This is a genomic window from Alteromonas abrolhosensis (assembly GCF_001953635.1).
In the GTDB taxonomy this organism is placed as follows: Bacteria; Pseudomonadota; Gammaproteobacteria; order Enterobacterales; family Alteromonadaceae; genus Alteromonas; species Alteromonas abrolhosensis.
The window spans coordinates 98,298-115,198 of the sequence record NZ_MEJH01000011.1 but is presented as its reverse complement, the minus strand read 5'-3'; the positions used below and the strand labels follow the sequence as shown (position 1 = coordinate 115,198).

General features: G+C 45.9%; 10 protein-coding genes. 4 read left to right on the top strand and 6 right to left on the bottom strand.

Translation table 11 applies throughout. The features are described 5' to 3' along the window. Positions 1 to 67: 67 nt before the first annotated feature. Genes BGK61_RS15625 through BGK61_RS15610 form a run of 4 tightly spaced genes read right to left on the bottom strand, consistent with a single transcriptional unit; the run spans position 68 to position 4,153 of the window. Positions 68 to 274: a hypothetical protein gene (locus tag BGK61_RS15625; protein ID WP_014999748.1), complete on the bottom strand. Its 207-nt coding sequence runs from the start codon at positions 272 to 274 to the stop codon at positions 68 to 70. 47 nt (positions 275 to 321) lie between these two features. Next, positions 322 to 633, bottom strand: a complete 312-nt coding sequence (locus tag BGK61_RS15620) for a helix-turn-helix domain-containing protein (protein ID WP_014999747.1) — start codon at positions 631 to 633, stop codon at positions 322 to 324. Further along, the gene (locus tag BGK61_RS15615; RefSeq protein WP_076011183.1) at positions 630 to 2,897 is read right to left on the bottom strand and encodes a peptidase domain-containing ABC transporter; all 2,268 of its coding nucleotides are present in this window, start codon (positions 2,895 to 2,897) and stop codon (positions 630 to 632) included. The genes BGK61_RS15620 and BGK61_RS15615 overlap by 4 nt, the downstream gene beginning before the upstream one ends. A gap of 2 nt (positions 2,898 to 2,899) precedes the next feature. Then, on the bottom strand, positions 2,900 to 4,153 hold the full coding sequence (locus tag BGK61_RS15610; RefSeq protein ID WP_076011182.1) for an HlyD family secretion protein: 1,254 nt from the start codon (positions 4,151 to 4,153) through the stop codon (positions 2,900 to 2,902). 412 nt (positions 4,154 to 4,565) lie between these two features. Between BGK61_RS15610 and BGK61_RS15605 the strand changes: the two genes are divergently transcribed. After that, positions 4,566 to 6,110 carry a hydroxymethylglutaryl-CoA reductase gene (locus tag BGK61_RS15605; protein ID WP_014999744.1) on the top strand — a complete coding sequence of 515 codons (1,545 nt, stop codon included), beginning with the start codon at positions 4,566 to 4,568 and terminating at the stop codon, positions 6,108 to 6,110. Positions 6,111 to 6,187: 77 nt separating this feature from the next. Here the strand turns inward: BGK61_RS15605 and BGK61_RS15600 are convergent, their stop codons facing one another. Next, positions 6,188 to 9,523 (bottom strand): amidohydrolase family protein, encoded by a 3,336-nt coding sequence (locus BGK61_RS15600; protein WP_076011181.1) that lies wholly within the window; start codon positions 9,521 to 9,523, stop codon positions 6,188 to 6,190. A gap of 230 nt (positions 9,524 to 9,753) precedes the next feature. Between BGK61_RS15600 and BGK61_RS15595 the strand changes: the two genes are divergently transcribed. The 3 genes from BGK61_RS15595 to BGK61_RS15585 all read left to right on the top strand — a co-directional run bounded on the left by BGK61_RS15595 (position 9,754) and on the right by BGK61_RS15585 (position 15,467). Beyond that, positions 9,754 to 10,824 carry a PepSY-associated TM helix domain-containing protein gene (locus BGK61_RS15595; RefSeq protein WP_076011188.1) on the top strand — a complete coding sequence of 357 codons (1,071 nt, stop codon included), beginning with the start codon at positions 9,754 to 9,756 and terminating at the stop codon, positions 10,822 to 10,824. A 177-nt stretch (positions 10,825 to 11,001) separates the two neighbouring features. After that, positions 11,002 to 13,119, top strand: coding sequence for a TonB-dependent receptor (locus BGK61_RS15590; RefSeq protein ID WP_076011180.1), 2,118 nt, complete (start codon positions 11,002 to 11,004; stop codon positions 13,117 to 13,119). A gap of 131 nt (positions 13,120 to 13,250) precedes the next feature. Next, positions 13,251 to 15,467 carry a molybdopterin oxidoreductase family protein gene (locus BGK61_RS15585; RefSeq protein WP_076011179.1) on the top strand — a complete coding sequence of 739 codons (2,217 nt, stop codon included), beginning with the start codon at positions 13,251 to 13,253 and terminating at the stop codon, positions 15,465 to 15,467. A 75-nt stretch (positions 15,468 to 15,542) separates the two neighbouring features. Here BGK61_RS15585 and gorA read toward each other — a convergent pair whose 3' ends face one another. Then, complete coding sequence (gene gorA / locus BGK61_RS15580) at positions 15,543 to 16,892, bottom strand: glutathione-disulfide reductase (protein WP_076011178.1); 1,350 nt, start codon at positions 16,890 to 16,892, stop codon at positions 15,543 to 15,545. Between the last annotated feature and the right edge of the window lie 9 nt (positions 16,893 to 16,901).

Sequence of the window (16,901 nt, the reverse complement as noted above, 5' to 3'; positions counted from 1 at the left end):
TTTGAAGCAACACAGGGATATTGCGTAGGCCCTATCCCTGTGTTGACTTTGTTCGGGTAAGTGAAAGTTACGATAAAATATCTGGTAGTTTGCCGCCGCCTTCACCAATAGCCATGGTTATGTAAACCGGCTCTTTAGGAGTTGGGCCGACTACCGGCACACCCCCACTTAGGCGAGCCCGCAGGCCACCTGATACTTCAAATAGCTGAGATTCAGCAACGGTAGTAAGCTGAGTATTTGCCGGTTGGTTTTGAGTTAATGGATGGTTTTTCATAATGTACGCTCCTTGTAGTGGCGTGTTGAGTAATGAAGTGGATGCGCTTAAAGCGAAGCCACTTCTTGGTAAAGGGTTCTGAAACAGCAGGCGATAAGCACTGAACGGTTACTAATGTTGAGCTTTTTATAAATATTGGCGCAGTGAAATTTGACAGTTCTTTCACTGATGAACAGCTCTGAAGCAATAACCTTATTCGAGCGTCCTTCCATTATTTTGTGTGCTACCTGTAGTTCGCGTTTTGATAAACAGTCAATGGGGATAACGCTGTCACGAGCGGTAATGCCATTTGCATCTATTTGCATGCGTTCAGCTGCTGTCATCAATACTGCGGGTTCTCTTATTTCATGTGTTTTCATAGTGTTTCTCCGTGTTTACCTGATGTTGCGCTTCCTGTTATTTCAGTGGGAGGGCATAGATGTAATGCGCCGTTTGCCAGACGATAAACCTTGTCTGCCATGGCAATAGATTGGGGTCGATGTGCCACAATAATGCGGGTCATATTAAGAGACTTAAGGTGGTGATTTATCTGAGCCTCGTTCTCCATATCTAGATGGCTACTTGCTTCGTCTAGAAATAAAATGTCTGGTTCTTGGTAAAGCGCTCTTGCAAGCAGCAGACGCTGTTTTTGCCCGCCACTTAAGCTGCTACCCATATCACCGACCAAGGAGTGGTATTGCATGGGCATGTGCATGATGTCTTGATGAATACAGGCAAGTTGAGCGACGTAAACCATTTTCTTAAGGTTCGGTGCTTCTTCGAAACAGCAGATATTTTGGGCGATAGTGCCGCTTAAACAGGCATCCTCCTGAAGCACTGATGCGATGACCGGCTTTTTAATACCAGGATGCTCAATGACACCCTCTGAAATGGGATAAAGTCCCATCAGGCATTTTAGTAAAGTGCTTTTTCCACAACCGCTGTCACCTATAATCGCTACGATCTCACCGTTATTCACGCTGAGGGTTAGGTTCTTAAACACCCACGCATTCGTTTCACTGTAGCGATAGCTAAGTGCTGTAGCTTTAATTGCAATAGCGTCTTCTTGGGTACCGGTGCATGAGACCGTACTTGCGTTATCAGGCGCTGAAACCTTGGGTGAAAGTGAGTTGGTTGTGAACGAGTTAGGTAAGTCTAATTTAGCGAAGAGAGTACCTTGTGCACCAAAAGAACCCTCACTGCTATTTCCCAACCGGGGCTGTTGCTGCGCTGGGGTAAGCAAAATATCGCTCAAACGATTGAAGTGAACGCCCAGCATTTTGAGCTCTATCACTTTATTCACCACGCCGTCTAACGCATTAACAAAGCGCGTTTTGTACGCCATAAATGCGAGTAACATACCGATGGAAAGCGCACCTTCCATAACCAGGCTTGCACCTATGTAAACCACCACCAAGTTTTCGGCGCCAAATAAAAACTGATTGGCCAGCGCACTGCCAATGTTAATTTTGCCAAGAGTGATATCTTTATTTAGTGTGGCGACCAGCTTGTTTTGCCATTGACCGTGACGCTGTACTTCCTGGCCATATACGCGAATGGGTAGGATAGCGCGCACACTTTCCATGAAATGGCTTTGTTCAGACGCGGCAAGTGAGATTCGTTCAGTTGTTAGTCGTTTAGTAACCGGCAGCAGCCCAAAACGAATGGCAAGGTAAGCGAGCATGATTGCCACTACAACAAGGGTAAGCTTAGGTGAATATAGAATCATTACAGCAAGGGTGATGATAGCCATCAGCCCGTCTAGTAACGCAGTCACCACACCGGTAGTTAAAAACTCTCGAATACTCGCCAGCGAACCAAAACGGGACACCACATCGCCAATATGCCGTTTATCAAAATAATCCAGAGGGAGCGAAAGTAAGTGCTTAAATACCGATGCTGACATTTGAAGCTGAAGGCGGGACGATACAGATAAAACAACGAACTTTCTTATCCCACTGGTAAAAGTCTCTATTACCAATAGCAGGGCAAAACCTATGGCTAGCGCTTTAAGCAGAGCATCGTTGCTGTAGATTAATACGTCGTCTACCACTGTTTGCATGTAATACGGCGAAGCGAGGGCAAACAGCTGTAAAACAATTGATAATGAGAAAAGGGTCAGTAGATTACGTTTAAATCCTGTGGTGCGAGTGAAAAATTGACTAAGGCCAAAGCGTGGCGAGGATTTCTTTGGGCTGAAGGTATCACTGGGTGTAACTTCAAGCGCAATACCCGTGATGCACTTTGACGCCTCAGCAAAGGTAAGCTTTCTTTCTCCAAGCGCGGGGTCGTGAATAGTGAGAGTTTTGCCCTTCACCTTGGTTAACACAACGAAGTGATTCATATTCCAATGCAGAATTGCAGGGCAGGATAGTTGTGCTAGATGCTCCATTTCTATCTTGATGGCGCGGGTTTGAAAGCCTAAATCACTGGCAATACGCATTACATCTTTCAACGTGGTGCCTCGTAGCGAGACTGACATGGTCTGGCGTAGAGCGTTAAGGTCCCGTTTATCAGAATAGTACTGCGCAATCATGGTCATACACGCGAGGCCACATTCAGCTGCTTCGCTTTGAAGTACAACGGGTACGCGCTTCTTTGTATAAAGGCTTTGCGTTGGAAGTGGGTGTGTAATACTCATCATGATCACAGCTTCCCAGTTATGCTATACAGTGGCTCCATTAGCCACTCCATCAACGTACGTTGGCTTAAATCCACGTCTGCAGAAAATGTCATTCCAGCTTTCAATGAAATACTATTTCCATATGCCATAATTTCATTGGTGGTGAGCGTTGCAGTAACAAGATAGGCAGGTTCGCTTATTGAAATGGGCACATCCGTAAGCTCGCCGGGTAGCACAAGCGAAGGAGAAATTTTTACTATCTCGCCAGACTGCACACCAAACTTTTGATAGGGAAAAGCGTCATATCGAATATGTAAGGCCTGTCCCTTGCGTAAAAATCCTGAAGAACGCACGGGAACGGCGATGCGCGCTTGAATGTCGGCGTTTTTAGGAAGCAAAGTAAGAAGCGGGCGAGAACTATCAATGGTATATCCCGTCTTTACATGAAGACCCGATATCACGCCACTATGAGGCGCATAAATTGTTTCCTCTGCGTTACTTTTATGGCTTACGATTTGTTGAGTAAGGTCGCTATACGTGTTCTCCACGTTCGCCATTTCGTTGGCCTGCTGCTTAGGCAAGGTGACAAGCTCATGATTAAGTGCTGTTATCTTTGCCCGTTCGTCATTTTGATCTTTTTGGGCTAACGTGAGTTGTTGCTCAGCGGTCAATCGCTGGAGTGTACGGTTTTCAAAGTCTGCTTGGCTTATGTGCCCTTGGCTTAATAAGGCTTGTGCTTTTTCCCATTGCTTAAAAGCCAATGCCCACTGAGTTTGAGACAGTTTAACGATCGCGTCTAAAGCTGATAATGTTTGCTTGGCTTGGACTAGCTGCTCTTCTAAGCGTTGTTGCTGTGCATGATGTAACGCGCGAAGGCGCTGAATACTTTGATGCGTTCGACTTTGCTTCGCTTCAAGTTCCATAAGCAGTTGCGTACTAACTCTGTTACCTAATGCATCATCGCTGCTGTAGTTAATCTTTATTAACGGTGTTCCCTTATTAACTAACTGCCCTTCGCTGACTAACACCTCCAGCACTTTTCCACGTCTTGCATCCGCATAAAGCTTAAACACGCCATGGCTTGGTTCTAGCCATCCGCTTACTGACGTCTTGCGTGAATAGCTCTCGGTATTTAAATAAATTATCAGCGCCACAATCCAAACAACAAGCAATCCAGCAATGGCAGAATAAACAGGCTTCGGTGTCATCAAAAAACGTCCTTCAACTGCATTTGATTGCTCATCAATGACTTCCTTTCTAAACAGTCCTGTTCTCATTTCCATTCCTTGTGTTAGTGATTTTTTTGTATTTGTCTCGCTTTTGGTTAAACCACGTTAAAGGTATCTGGCTGCCGCTTCCGTTTAGGCTTTTTCTCCTTGGCATCACAGTCCCTGACGCCTCCTTTTTGTTACTACCAGATACCTTGTGGTCAACATAACTGCGGTGACGGTGTTCACTGTAGGCAGGTTGGGAACTTGATGAATTACTGCTAAGGTCTATATTTCTGTAGCACACAATTTCATTGGGGTTGGCGCATTTTTGAAAGTGGTTGGCTCAAAATTGAAGATGAAAATGACGCGATTATTTAGCAAGCAAATATAAAGAAGTCATAGAACTGTATAAAGAATGTGCTATAAAAAACAAAGGAATATGAAAATAACACAGTAAGAACACACAGAAGGAAGCCTCATGTTTGTGCCTAGCATACTTTTAAAGCAACTCTATACTCGCGCAAGTCTTACAAAGACAGATAAAGGCTTATCTTTTTCTCTGAAAAACAGATTGAAAGACGCAACCATTAAAGAAGTAAAATGGATATCGCTAGATGGCGAAAAAATTCCAGAACATAAGATTTCACTTCAACTCTCTGCCGACTCCTGCATTTCTGTAGAAGCACTAAACAAGTCAGATGGGGAACCCTTCGGTTTACGTCAAACCATTACTGTGCATTTGGATATCGACGAAGCGCCTTGCCCTGAAAAAAGAAAACTGGGGATTTGTTTCTCTGCCTCACCGTTTGGAAAACTCAAATTCGAAGTGGAAGATAATATTACGGCGCCGGGGCAACGCAGTGCATTTATTCCTCGTGACGACATGGATGACTACGGCGAAAGCATTATAAAAACACGCCAAGAATATTTCGAAAGCGCCACGGGAAAGAAAATTAATCACGTGGGTAAGTACTCTATCGATCCACAGCAGCTTAAAGGTAACATTGAGCATTTTATTGGTGTAGCGCAGGTTCCTATTGGAATTGCAGGGCCTTTGAAGATAAACGGAGAGCACGCACAAGGTGAGTTTGTGGTTCCACTCGCGACGACCGAGGGTACTTTGGTGGCTTCGTATAATCGGGGTATGAAATTGCTCAACATGAGTGGTGGCGTAACGGCAACGGTCGTCGATGATGCCATGCAGCGCGCACCGGTTTTTATCTTCGAAAATGCCCGGGGTGCCAGGGACTTCGTGAAGTGGATAAAAGAGAATTTTGAGAAGATTAAAGAAGAAGCAGAAGCGACTTCAAGCGTTGCCAAGTTGACTTATATCGACCACTTTCTATCGAATAAATTTGCGTTCTTACGATTTAACTTTAGGACCGGCGATGCCGCAGGTCAGAACATGGTGGGCCGCGCTACGTTCGCGGCATGCGGGTGGATACTCGATCACTACGAGGGGATAGAAAACTTCTATCTAGAATCTAACTTTGCCACCGACAAGAAAGCCTCTCAAATAAACATTATGCGTACCCGTGGTAAACGAGTGACAGCTGAAGCCACTATTAAACGAGAGCATTTGTTAGAAGTAATGCGCGTTGACCCTAAACAAATTGACTACCACGGCCGTGTGGCTGGTGTAGGCTCTTTCTTGTCTGGTGTGAATAACACGGGTCTGCATTCACCAAATGGTATCACTGCCATGTTTATCGCCACAGGACAAGATGTTGCAAACGTATCTGAATCGTCGGCGGCAATGATGTATTCGGAACTAACTGACGACGGCGACTTATACGTGTCTATCACCATACCATCGCTTATTGTGGCTACTTATGGCGGCGGTACCGGCATTGGCACACAGCGAGAGTGCTTAGAATTGCTCGACTGCTATGGGCGAGACCGGGTGTATAAATTTGCAGAAATCGTGGCGTCGGTTGTATTGGCCGGTGAGATATCGCTAGCGTCAGCCATTAGTTCTTCAGACTGGGTCTCGTCGCACGAACAGTATGGCCGAAACCGATAGAAAGACCAGATTTACTGACTGAAAGTAAAAGGGGCTTCACATAATGTGAAGCCCCGTTTTGTTTAGCGCTTTCTTGATTAATGTTCCCAATGATAGTGGTGCGCTTTCGCTTCCACATCATCTGCCGTTTGTTGCGGCATAAAGGTAGCATTGTCTTGTTCAAAGAAGAACGGCTTGCGTTTTTTCTTACTGCCTACTTCGTTCATGGTGGCCGACTCGTATACGCGTCCATTTAGTACAGTGTATTCTACGAATTCACTCTTTCTAATGTCGCTTAATACGTCGCCATCAATCACTACAAGGTCAGCAAGTTTACCTTTTTCGATACTGCCAAGATCTTTGCCCATACCTAGGTGTTTCGCGCCATCAATAGTACCACCGCGTAGCGCTTCCCAAGGCGTAAAGCCGCCTTGTTCCATGATCCACAGTTCCCAGTGCGCCGCTAAGCCTTCACGCTGTCCGTGAGCGCCAATATGTACACTGACCCCATTATCTCGAAGCTCTTTGGCGTAGCTTGCTACGTTTTGGTGGTTGTACTGATTTTCTGGCGCAGTAGGTCTGCGGATCGCACGGCTATCTAGAATAGTCGACGGGGTGTAGCGAAGAAGACGCGGGTTCTTCCACACTTCAGTTTTGTCGTACCAGTACTCTTCACCCATCATGCCGCCGTACGACACAACAAAGGTCGGCGTATAGCCAAACTCTGTGGCTTTCCATAGTTGAGTAACATCACTGTAGCCTTTTTCAACAGGAATGCTGTGCTCAAGACCCGTATGGCCATCTACCAACATAGTCAGGTTCTGCTGAAGCTTACCGCCTCCTTCAGGCACTACCATCATCTCTTGATTTTTTGCTGCCCACAGCACTTGCTGACGCTGGTCACGACGCGGCTGATTGTAGCTTTTCACTGAAATAGCACCGGCTTCTTTCAAGCGCTCTACGTGGAAATAGGCATCTTCATAATTGTTGATAATCGCTTTATAACCTAGTCCTTCTGCACCATATAAAATAGTGCCGGTAGAGTAGATACGCGGCGCAACAATATCGCCTCTACGCTGTAATTCAGCCGCAGCAAAAATTTCTGTCGTGTCGTTTGAAGGGTCATGAATGGTCGTTACACCAAACGACACATTAGAGTACTGACTCCAGTTTTGCTGAGGAATAATCTCATTACGACCCTGTGAGCCGTGAGCGTGCGCATCAACAAGCCCTGGGATAATGGTTTTACCTGTGGTGTCTATTTGCATGGCATCATCAGGAATGGTCACATCGCCACGTTTACCCACTGCTTCAATGCGGTTGTCTTTAATCAGCACAACGCCATCTTCAATCACCTCTTGGGTATTGTCGGCATCGCGCATGGTTACCACTTTACCGCCAACCAAGGCTTTGTAACCAGATGGCTTATCAGCTTTAGTGGTGAACGACAAATCCATACCTTCAGCTACCGGCTCAGGCAGCGTTTCCGCAGCGCCATCAACAAAGGCAAAAGCTTCATCAAGTGAACGGCTAAATAGCGTAGGGCCGTTAAACCAGCTTAGGGTTTTATTGTCAGGCGACCACGTTAAATATTCACCCGCGCGGCTTGAAAGCTGCGTTACCGGCAGTGAGGTCATGTTCGGGCCTATGGTAATGCGCTTGCCATTTTCAACAAACGGCGCAACGTACGTTTTGAACTGGTAAACAAACGCAACCCATTTCTTATCATGTGAAAGTTTGTACTCACTTACCTTATCTGCACCGTAAAGGTGAGTTCGCTTGTCGTTACCTTTAAGGTTGACGCTTGAAAGCTGGGTCTCGTAGTAAGCTTCGCCGCCTGCTGATTCGGTGAAATACACTCGATCATCGTTACCCGCGAAATGCGCGTTATAGCCGCCTTCAGAGACTTTTTCTACCGTGTCGTCTTCAAGGTCCGCTACATAAATACCTGGCTCAACCGAGTATTTGGGGTCTAGTAAGTAGCCGCCTGTAAATTTGCGGAAAACCACTTTCTCGCCATCGGCAGAGAACGACGGTTCAATGTAGTGACCTGGCTGCTGGGTAATAACCTTTCCTTTACCACCGCGAGCAGAAACCACGCGAACGGTACCTAGGTCTTGGTCATTCCAAGTCGTATAAACAATCGACTTTCCGTCGTTAGAAAAACGCGGATAGTATTCGTCGTGATCGTTTTGTTTAGTTAATCGTTTAATTTTGCCTGACTTCACATCGCGCACATAAAGTTTACCTAGCGCTTGGAAGAGAACGGTTTTTCCGTCGGGCGACATTTGAGACCAGCGAATCATACGAACGTCAAATTCATCTGGCGCTACATCAACGTCAAAGCGAAGCGCATCTGCGAATTTCACCGTGCCTTCAACGGTTACGTTCATTGTGCTTGTGGTTTTATCTTTCACGTCGATGGTGTGGAACTTACCACCTGTCCAATATACGATTTTGCTGCTGTCCGGCATCCAGTCGAAGTAGGCAAAGTAACCTTCCGAGCCAAAGCCTTCTTGCATATCTCGCTCTAGTTCCAACGTCAGTGGTGTTTCTACGCCTGTCTTAATGTCTTTAATGAAAAGCGCGGTTCTATCTTTAACACGACGCACAAAAGCGATGTATTTACCGTCAGGTGAAGGTGTAGGGACTACAGCGCCGCCCGTACCGCTAATATAGCGACTTTCTTCACCGGTTTCGCGGTCGTAGCGAGTGATAGCAAAAATGCCTTCTAACGGGTCGCGGTTATATTCAAAGCGGGCACCCGGAACGGTATTTTCGGTAAAGTAAATGTACTTGCCGTCATGAGAGAATACAGGGTCGGCAATGTTTTGTTGGTCGCGCTTTCCGCTATTGCGGGCTTTAATTTGTAGGCCGTCACCACCTGATTTGTGGTACATCCAAATCTCGCCAGCCGGAATACTACGGCTAGACATAATGCCCTTGGTAACCACTAGGTATTCGCCGTCTGGGCTCCACTTAGGAGAGTGGATAAGATTGTTTTTCTCTTTGGTTACCTGACGTAGATTACTGCCGTCAATGTCCATAACCCATACGTTGCTTAATCCATCTTTATCCGAGATAAATGCGATTTGCTTGCCGTCTGGAGAAATTGAAGGGTGAATATTCCATGCGAAGTCTTGCGTAAGCGGCGTCGCATCGCCGCCACTCATGCTAACTTTGTACAAGTCGCCCAACATGTCAAAAACCATGAACTCGCCGTTTGGAGCAATATCTAAGCTAGACCACGTCGTTTCACTGGTTTTAATTGTAACTTCATTAAGGGCGTAAGGTGGGTTATTCACGTCCCACTTTTCAATGTCAGATTCTGTTTTTTCTTCACTGTCGTTCTGGGCGAATGTGGTAGGTACTGCACCTAAGCCCAAAGCACTTACTAGCGTGATGGCCAGTAAACTTTTCTTTGTCTTTATCATAATTGTGTTTCCAACCGCTTGTTATTTATTTTCTGTCTACATCAGAGTACATGAGTTAGCCTTAAATGACGCACTCTTGAATTGTAAAGCTAAGGTTAATCTTACTTCAAAGTGGGAGAGATTCATTTACCTAATGCGATTGTAAGTCTGATTTTAGCGTTTAACTTTCATTGAACTATTCTCGATAATCGTTACTATTCGCATTTATTTCGCAATATGTGAGCGCTGTTTTGAAACTTTGGGTACGACGACTGCATCTTATTTTAGCGCTGGCGTGTGGGTTATTTATTATTTGCCTTAGTATCACCGGTGCGCTGCTCATCTATGCAAAAGATATCCAAACCTTGGTCCAGCCAGAAAAGTGGACCATAAAACCTCAAGGCTCGCCGCTACCGCTTTCCAGTATTGTGAACTCGTTAGAAAACCAGACGGGTAAGAAAATTGAGCTCTTAATGCCCGAGTCAGACCCTGAACTTGCTTGGCAAGCGAAGCTCAACAACAGCGAATACATGAGCGTTAACCCTAACTCTGCCGAAATACTTCATAGATACGATTATTACAGCACGTTTTATGGGTTCACCATGGCTATCCATCGATGGCTGTTGTATCAAGATGGTGACAACGAAAGGCCACTTCGAAATTGGGTGTCTGTTAGTGCCTTAGTTCTACTTCTTGAAGTAATTGTGGGTTTTTACCTTTGGGTCAAGCCAAAAAATAGAATAAAACGCCTTGCGATTAAACGCCGCGCCAAGTTTCGAATTCTCATGTATCAACTTCATACAGTGCTGGGCGTTTATTTAGCTATACCGCTCATACTTATCGCGTTTAGCGGTATGGCGTTTAATTGGAAAGGCGCTACGCAGCAGGTGGTGGAAGCTGTTACTTTTTCAGAGGTCGAGACTAGGCCAGTTCCAGAGCCGTTAACTTACGACACGAATATCACTCTAGTGGCGATTGATGACGCCTACCAAAATGCCATGGAAGTTTTTCCCAATGCGTCATTATTTCGCATTTATTTCCCTAAAAAGCCGAGTGAACACCTAGGGTTTAGAATGCAAAACCCAGGTGAAAGCCACGCCTATAGTTGGGTATGGGCAAACCCTTTGAATGGGAAAGTAACGGGCTATTACGATGCGTCAAAAGCGAACGTGGCGACGCAGGTGTGGAACTTCAAATACAAATTTCACATAGGCGATTTCGCAGGCCCATTGCTCGAATTCATCTGGTTATTTATCGCATTACTTCCAGCGTTTTTTACAATTACAGGGTTTTATTTTTGGTATAAACGCCATTACAAATGACGCGCTTTTATAGCTGAGCGAAGGGCTTCAAATTCATCTCATCTTATTTTCATTATCTAACGCTCATTATTAAAACCGTTCAAGATAATGAGAATAATTTTCATTAGCTTTACATTGTGCATCTACACCTTTAGTATAACGCGCCTTTCCTAAACCTATTTTCTAAAAAGAGTTTTCATGTTTAAACCATCGCTTACGCTTATTGCCCTAGCTGTTAGTGCACCTTCTCTCGCGAATGATGCTCCAAACGATATGGAACGCATTATTGTTTCTGGAAGTCGTGTTATCGAAAGTATTGATGAAGTACCCGCATCGATCACCGTTATTTCCAGAAAACAGATTGAGGATCACCTGAAGGTGAACCCTGAACTACAAAGCTTGTTAGCGCAGATGGTACCGGGCTTAGCTCCTGATACGGGTAGTTCGAGCAATACTGGCCAGTCGTTGCGCGGACGAGCTCCGCTTGTGATGATTGACGGCGTGCCTCAGTCTACGCCGCTTAGAAATGGCTCGTTAGGTGTGAAAACGATTGATCCTAGCGCGCTTGCTAGAATTGAGGTAATTAAGGGCGCCACGTCTGTTTATGGTAACGGGGCGTCGGGCGGAATTATCAACTACATTACCAAACAAGCAACGGCGCAAGACACGCATGAGGGGCAAGTGAGTTTGTCCTCACGTTTTAGCGCAGTGAAGCTTGAAGAGTCAGCCGGTGCACGTATTTCAGCTGCGATTAACGGCAAGGTGGAGAATTTTGATTACCTTGTTACCGCCAGCTACGAAGAAAACGGCGTTCAGCGCGATGCTGAAGGCGATATTCTAGGTTTGCAGTACGGTTTGTCAGATGCTGAAACACAGAATTACTTTACCAAATTAGGTTACGACTTCGACCAAGAAAAACGTCTTCAGTTCAGCTACAACTACTTTAGCTCTCAACAAAAAACTGACTTGGCGGATGTTCCCGGAGACATCAACGAAGGTGTTAAAACCTACGCTATTCACGTACCTGAAGCTCTGCAAAAACGCGGTAAACCTCAGGGACCTGACGGTAATGAGAACATCACTCTGAAATACACAGACAGCAATATCTTTGCAAACAGCGAAATGACGCTTGATGTGTACACACAGGATATTGAGAACGTATTTTTCTTTTCACCTAACTTAGCTAATCCTGATGAAGGCTACGACGGTGGTCAGTCTATTATTCGCTCTGAAAAGCGCGGCGCTCGCGCGACGTTTAATACTGCGGTTGATTTTGATGGTGTTGAAGCTACGTTCATTTATGGTATCGACGCACTGAAAGACACCACCTCACAGCCGCTGGTTGATGGGCGAGTGTGGGTACCTGAGATGGAAATGGACAGCTTAGCTGGCTTTTTACAAACGAAATGGGTAATTAGCGACGACGTTATCGTAAAGGCTGGTGTGAGAAGGGAAAGCATCGACTTATCGGTTGATGACTACGAAACACTGAAGCTGTGTCGCTCAGAAACCCAATGTTCTGTTCCTCTTCAGGTTACGGGTGACACCATAGATTACGACGCCACTACTTATAATATTGCGATAAAGTACAACTGGAGCGACAGCTTTAGCCCGTTCTTCAATTACTCGCAAGGTTCAGACATCGCTGACATTGGCCGCCTACTGCGCGCTGCAACGGTAGATGATATTGGTCTTATTCAAACGGAAGCTTCTATCATCGATAACTACGAAGTGGGTTTCACTTCTCTTTTCGACCAGATACGCCTTGAAGTTGCGGCTTACAGAAGTACATCTGAACTCGGTACGACCAATAGTTTCAACGAGGTGACAGGTGTATATGAGCCTGTACGCGCACCACAGGAAATTTGGGGTTACGAAGGCTTAGTAGACTATCGAATCTCTGAAACGCTCAACGTGGTAGCCACATATAGTTACGTTGAAGGGAAAAATACCGAAGCTGACGTGTACCTTGGCTCTCGCCAAATTAGCCCACCCAAAGCAACAGCAAACGTAAATTGGAAGCCATCAGACACTTTATCACTAACAGTTAGCTATCTGTATGTGGGTGATCGTAAACGCTTCTCGCCAAATGCTGACGGCGACTATGTGGGCGATCAAGGACCTATATCGAGCTACAATATTGTTAACCTAAGTGGACAATACCAGTTCGCTGAAAACTGGAATGCGTTTATGGGTGTCGAGAACCTGTTTAACAGCGACTACTATCCTGCGCGCGCTCAGTCGTATACTTACGGTGGCTACAATATTAAAGGGTTAGGCACCACGGCAACCCTTGGTGTGACTTACTCATTCTAACTAATACCACCTCGCCTAATACGGGCGAGGTGTCTTTTCCTTCCCCATTACTTTCAGTGATGCTTGTCTATTACAGCAATAATCGCTAATTTCGTAACAAGTCATTAACAGTGAATTGTGTAGGAATTACCGTGAGCAACGCTGAACAACAATTGCATTATTCTACTTGTACGCTTTGTGAAGCAATGTGTGGTATTGAGGTAGCGACGGAAGGCCGTCAAATACTGTCAATTAAAGGAGATAAAGATAACCCCTTTAGCCAAGGACATATTTGCCCGAAAGCGAGTGCGTTAAAAGACTTGTACGATGATCCTGACCGCTTGAAGCGCCCTGTAAAAAGGGTACGAATTGACGGCGAAGACAGCGCCTGGGAAGAGATCGGGTGGGATGAAGCCTTTGATTTGGTCGCAAGCAAGTTACACCACATCCAGCAGGCACACGGCAATAATGCGGTTGGTGTGTATTTAGGTAATCCCAATGCGCACAATATGGGCTCAATATTATTCGGGCCGTATTTCTATCGTGCTCTCAAGTCGCACAACCGCTATTCCGCTACCTCCGTTGACCAGTTGCCACATCACATTGTTAGTCGACGACTGTTTGGTCATATCTCCCAAATTCCCATTCCTGACATTGATCACACGCAGCACTTTATGATCATCGGCGGAAATCCACTGGCCTCTAATGGCAGTATTATGACCGTGCCAAATGTGAAAAAGCGTTTAAAGGGTATTCAAAAACGCGGTGGGAAAGTCGTCGTTATCGACCCTAAACGCAGTGAAACCGCCGATATCAGCTGTGAACATCACTTTATTCGTCCAGGCAGTGACGCGCTGTTACTGCTAGCTATGCTGCATGTATTGTTCGAAAAGCAGTTATGCAAGGCGGATGAAATTTTACCTTATGCCGAGGACATAAAAGCGGTCGAAAAATACGTTCGCGACTATTCACCACAAAAGGTGAGCGAGTTTACCGGTATTTCGGCTTCACAAATCACTCAGCTTGTTTTGGACTTCTGCAATGCTGAGTCTGCAGTTTGTTATGGAAGGATGGGGGCTAGTGTACAATCGTTTGGTACGCTCACTCAGTATCTCATCATGCTGTTTAACATGCTTACCGGAAACTTAGATAAGCGAGGTGGCATGATGTTCACTCAGCCAGCCGCTGACGTACTACCTGTATCAGGCAAGGGCAGCATGGGCGGATTTACCTCTCGCGTAAGAGGGCTCCCTGCGTTTGCTGGTGAGTATCCGGTAGCGTGTTTAGCCGAGGAAATTTTAACCCCGGGAGAAGGACAAATTAAGGCCATGGTAATTGGTGCAGGTAATCCCGTGGTCACTACGCCAAATGCAGAGCAGCTTGATAAGGCATTTGAAGAACTCGACTTTATGGTTGCGGTAGACTTTTACGTTACCGAAACCTCCCGTCATGCTGATGTGATTCTTCCTCCGGTAACCGCGCTAGAACGTGACCATTACGATATTGTTTTTCACAACTTTGCCGTGCGAAATTTTGCTAAGTACTCCGAAGCGGTGGTAGACATTGACGAAGACCAGCTTAGCGACTGGCAAATATACCTTTCGTTAGCCGAAAGGCTCGATGCGCTAAACGGAAAAAGCACCGCACACTATGCTGCGCTTTGGGACAAGCAGCCTAAAGGTGTGGTCGACGATTTGTTGCAAGCAGGTCTTTATGGTCGAGCAGCAAGTAAAAAAGAAGTCACCGACGCTAACTTAAACGAAACTCCAACCGCTATTCCGGAAGGCGGGTTGTCGATTGATACGCTTAAAGCACACCCACATGGTATCGATTTGGGGCCGCTGCAACCGTCCTTGCCTCACGCCTTGTTCCATGAAGATAAGAAAATTCACTTAGATTTTGAGTACTTCATGGCTGATTTAGACAGGGTTAACACTCATTTTTTTGGAAAAGCGAACCATGTTGCGCAGCAAAATCAGTCCGTTGTTTTAATAGGGCGGCGGCATATTAAAACCAATAACTCGTGGCTGCATAACAGCCCTCGTATGGTGAAAGGCAACAACCGCTGTACGCTGCAGCTTCATCCTGATGACGGGGCTAAATATGGCATTACAGATGGCGATGAAGTAAGTGTGAAATCGCGAGTCGGCCAACTAACCATAGAGGCTGAAATCACAGATGCAATAATGCCCGGTGTGGTGTCTATTCCACATGGATGGGGACACAACAAGAAAGGCATAAAGCTGTCTGTGGCAAGTCAGCACCCTGGGGTAAACACTAACATTCTTACAGACGATTTACAGGTAGACGAGCTATCGGGAAATGCGGTGCTAAATGGTGTGCCCGTCGAGCTAGAAAAGGTAAGTTAAGAACATAAAAAACCGGCATTTAGCTGTAAGCTAATGCCGGTTTTTAAAAGAAAGCACTCAATTAAGCGCATATTCCTAGGTCATCGTAACAAACTCTTCTGCACTGGTAGGGTGAATAGCTACACACGCATCAAAGTCAGCTTTAGTCGCGCCCATCTTTATGGCAACGGCGAAGCCTTGCAGAATTTCGTCCATGCCGTGCCCAATACCGTGAAGGCCTACCACTTTTTCGTCTTTACCCGCGCATACAAGTTTCATCTTGGTCATTTGACGGTGGCGGGTTACCGCGGTGTACATAGACGCAAAACTAGAGGTGTACACTTTAATGTTATCTTCACCGTATTCTTCAATGGCTTCTGGCTCGGTTAAGCCAATAGTGCCAATGGGTGGGTGGCTAAACACTACGGTTGGAATCATTGAATAATCCATGTGAGCGTCTTTTTGGCCGTTGAATAAGCGTTCGCTTAGCAAGCGACCCGCTTTAACTGCCACCGGAGTAAGCTCTGCTTCACCGGTAATATCGCCTACCGCATAAACGTTCTTTGCCGTAGTGTTTTGATATTTATCTACCTTAACCGTGCCGTTGTCGTTCAGTTCAACGTCGGTATTTTCAATATCAATTTTATCGGTAGAGGGTTTTCTGCCAATCGCCCAAATCAGGCAGTCAGCTTTTAGCACTTCGCCATTGGTTAAGTGTACTGATAGCTCGCCATCGTCAGCTTTTTCCACTTTCTCTACGCTAGCATGGTCGTGCAATTTGCAGCCTTCAGCGTGGATCATGTCAACCAGGGTTTCATGAATAATAGGGTCGAAATTTCTAAGCGGGGCGTGTTTGCGAACTACCAGGTGCGATTCTGTGCCAAGAGCGTGAAGTACGCCTGCCAGTTCAACCCCAATATAGCCTGCGCCAACCACGACAGCGCGCTTTGGCTGCTCTTTTAGGGCAAAGAAACCATCAGAATCAATACCGTACTGCGCACCTTCGATATCTGGGATGATTGGGCGGCCGCCTACAGCAATCGTAATATGATCAGCCGTGTACTTTTCGCCGTTTACTTCAACCGTGTTGTTATCAATAAACTTCGCAAAACCGCGAATTAAGGTAACGTCGTTTGCAGTAAGAACGCGGTCGTACGAGGCATGAATTCGCTCAATATAAGCCTGGCGGCTGGCAATAAGACTGTCCCAACTAAAGTGATTCACCGACAAATCGAACCCGTATTCAGGCGCATAGCGGTGGATGGCTTCAGCAACCTGCGCTCCGTACCACATGGCTTTTTTAGGTACACAGCCCACGTTTACGCACGTACCGCCGATATCTTTCGCCTCAATAATCGCGGCCTTTTTTCCGTGCTTAGCAGCTCGATTCGCCGATGCGATACCGCCACTACCGCCGCCAATACAAATATAATCAAAATGTGTCATACAAAAAGC

Bases quoted from the DNA above. Each gene is read 5' to 3' on its own strand.
- BGK61_RS15590 (WP_076011180.1), top strand. From the start codon at position 11,002: ATGTTTAAACCATCGCTTACGCTTATTGCCCTAGCTGTTAGTGCACCT.
- BGK61_RS15600 (WP_076011181.1), bottom strand. From the start codon at position 9,523: ATGATAAAGACAAAGAAAAGTTTACTGGCCATCACGCTAGTAAGTGCT.
- BGK61_RS15610 (WP_076011182.1), bottom strand. From the start codon at position 4,153: ATGAGAACAGGACTGTTTAGAAAGGAAGTCATTGATGAGCAATCAAAT.
- BGK61_RS15625 (WP_014999748.1), bottom strand. From the start codon at position 274: ATGAAAAACCATCCATTAACTCAAAACCAACCGGCAAATACTCAGCTT.
- BGK61_RS15615 (WP_076011183.1), bottom strand. From the start codon at position 2,897: ATGATGAGTATTACACACCCACTTCCAACGCAAAGCCTTTATACAAAG.
- BGK61_RS15620 (WP_014999747.1), bottom strand. From the start codon at position 633: ATGAAAACACATGAAATAAGAGAACCCGCAGTATTGATGACAGCAGCT.
- gorA (WP_076011178.1), bottom strand. From the start codon at position 16,892: ATGACACATTTTGATTATATTTGTATTGGCGGCGGTAGTGGCGGTATC.
- BGK61_RS15605 (WP_014999744.1), top strand. From the start codon at position 4,566: ATGTTTGTGCCTAGCATACTTTTAAAGCAACTCTATACTCGCGCAAGT.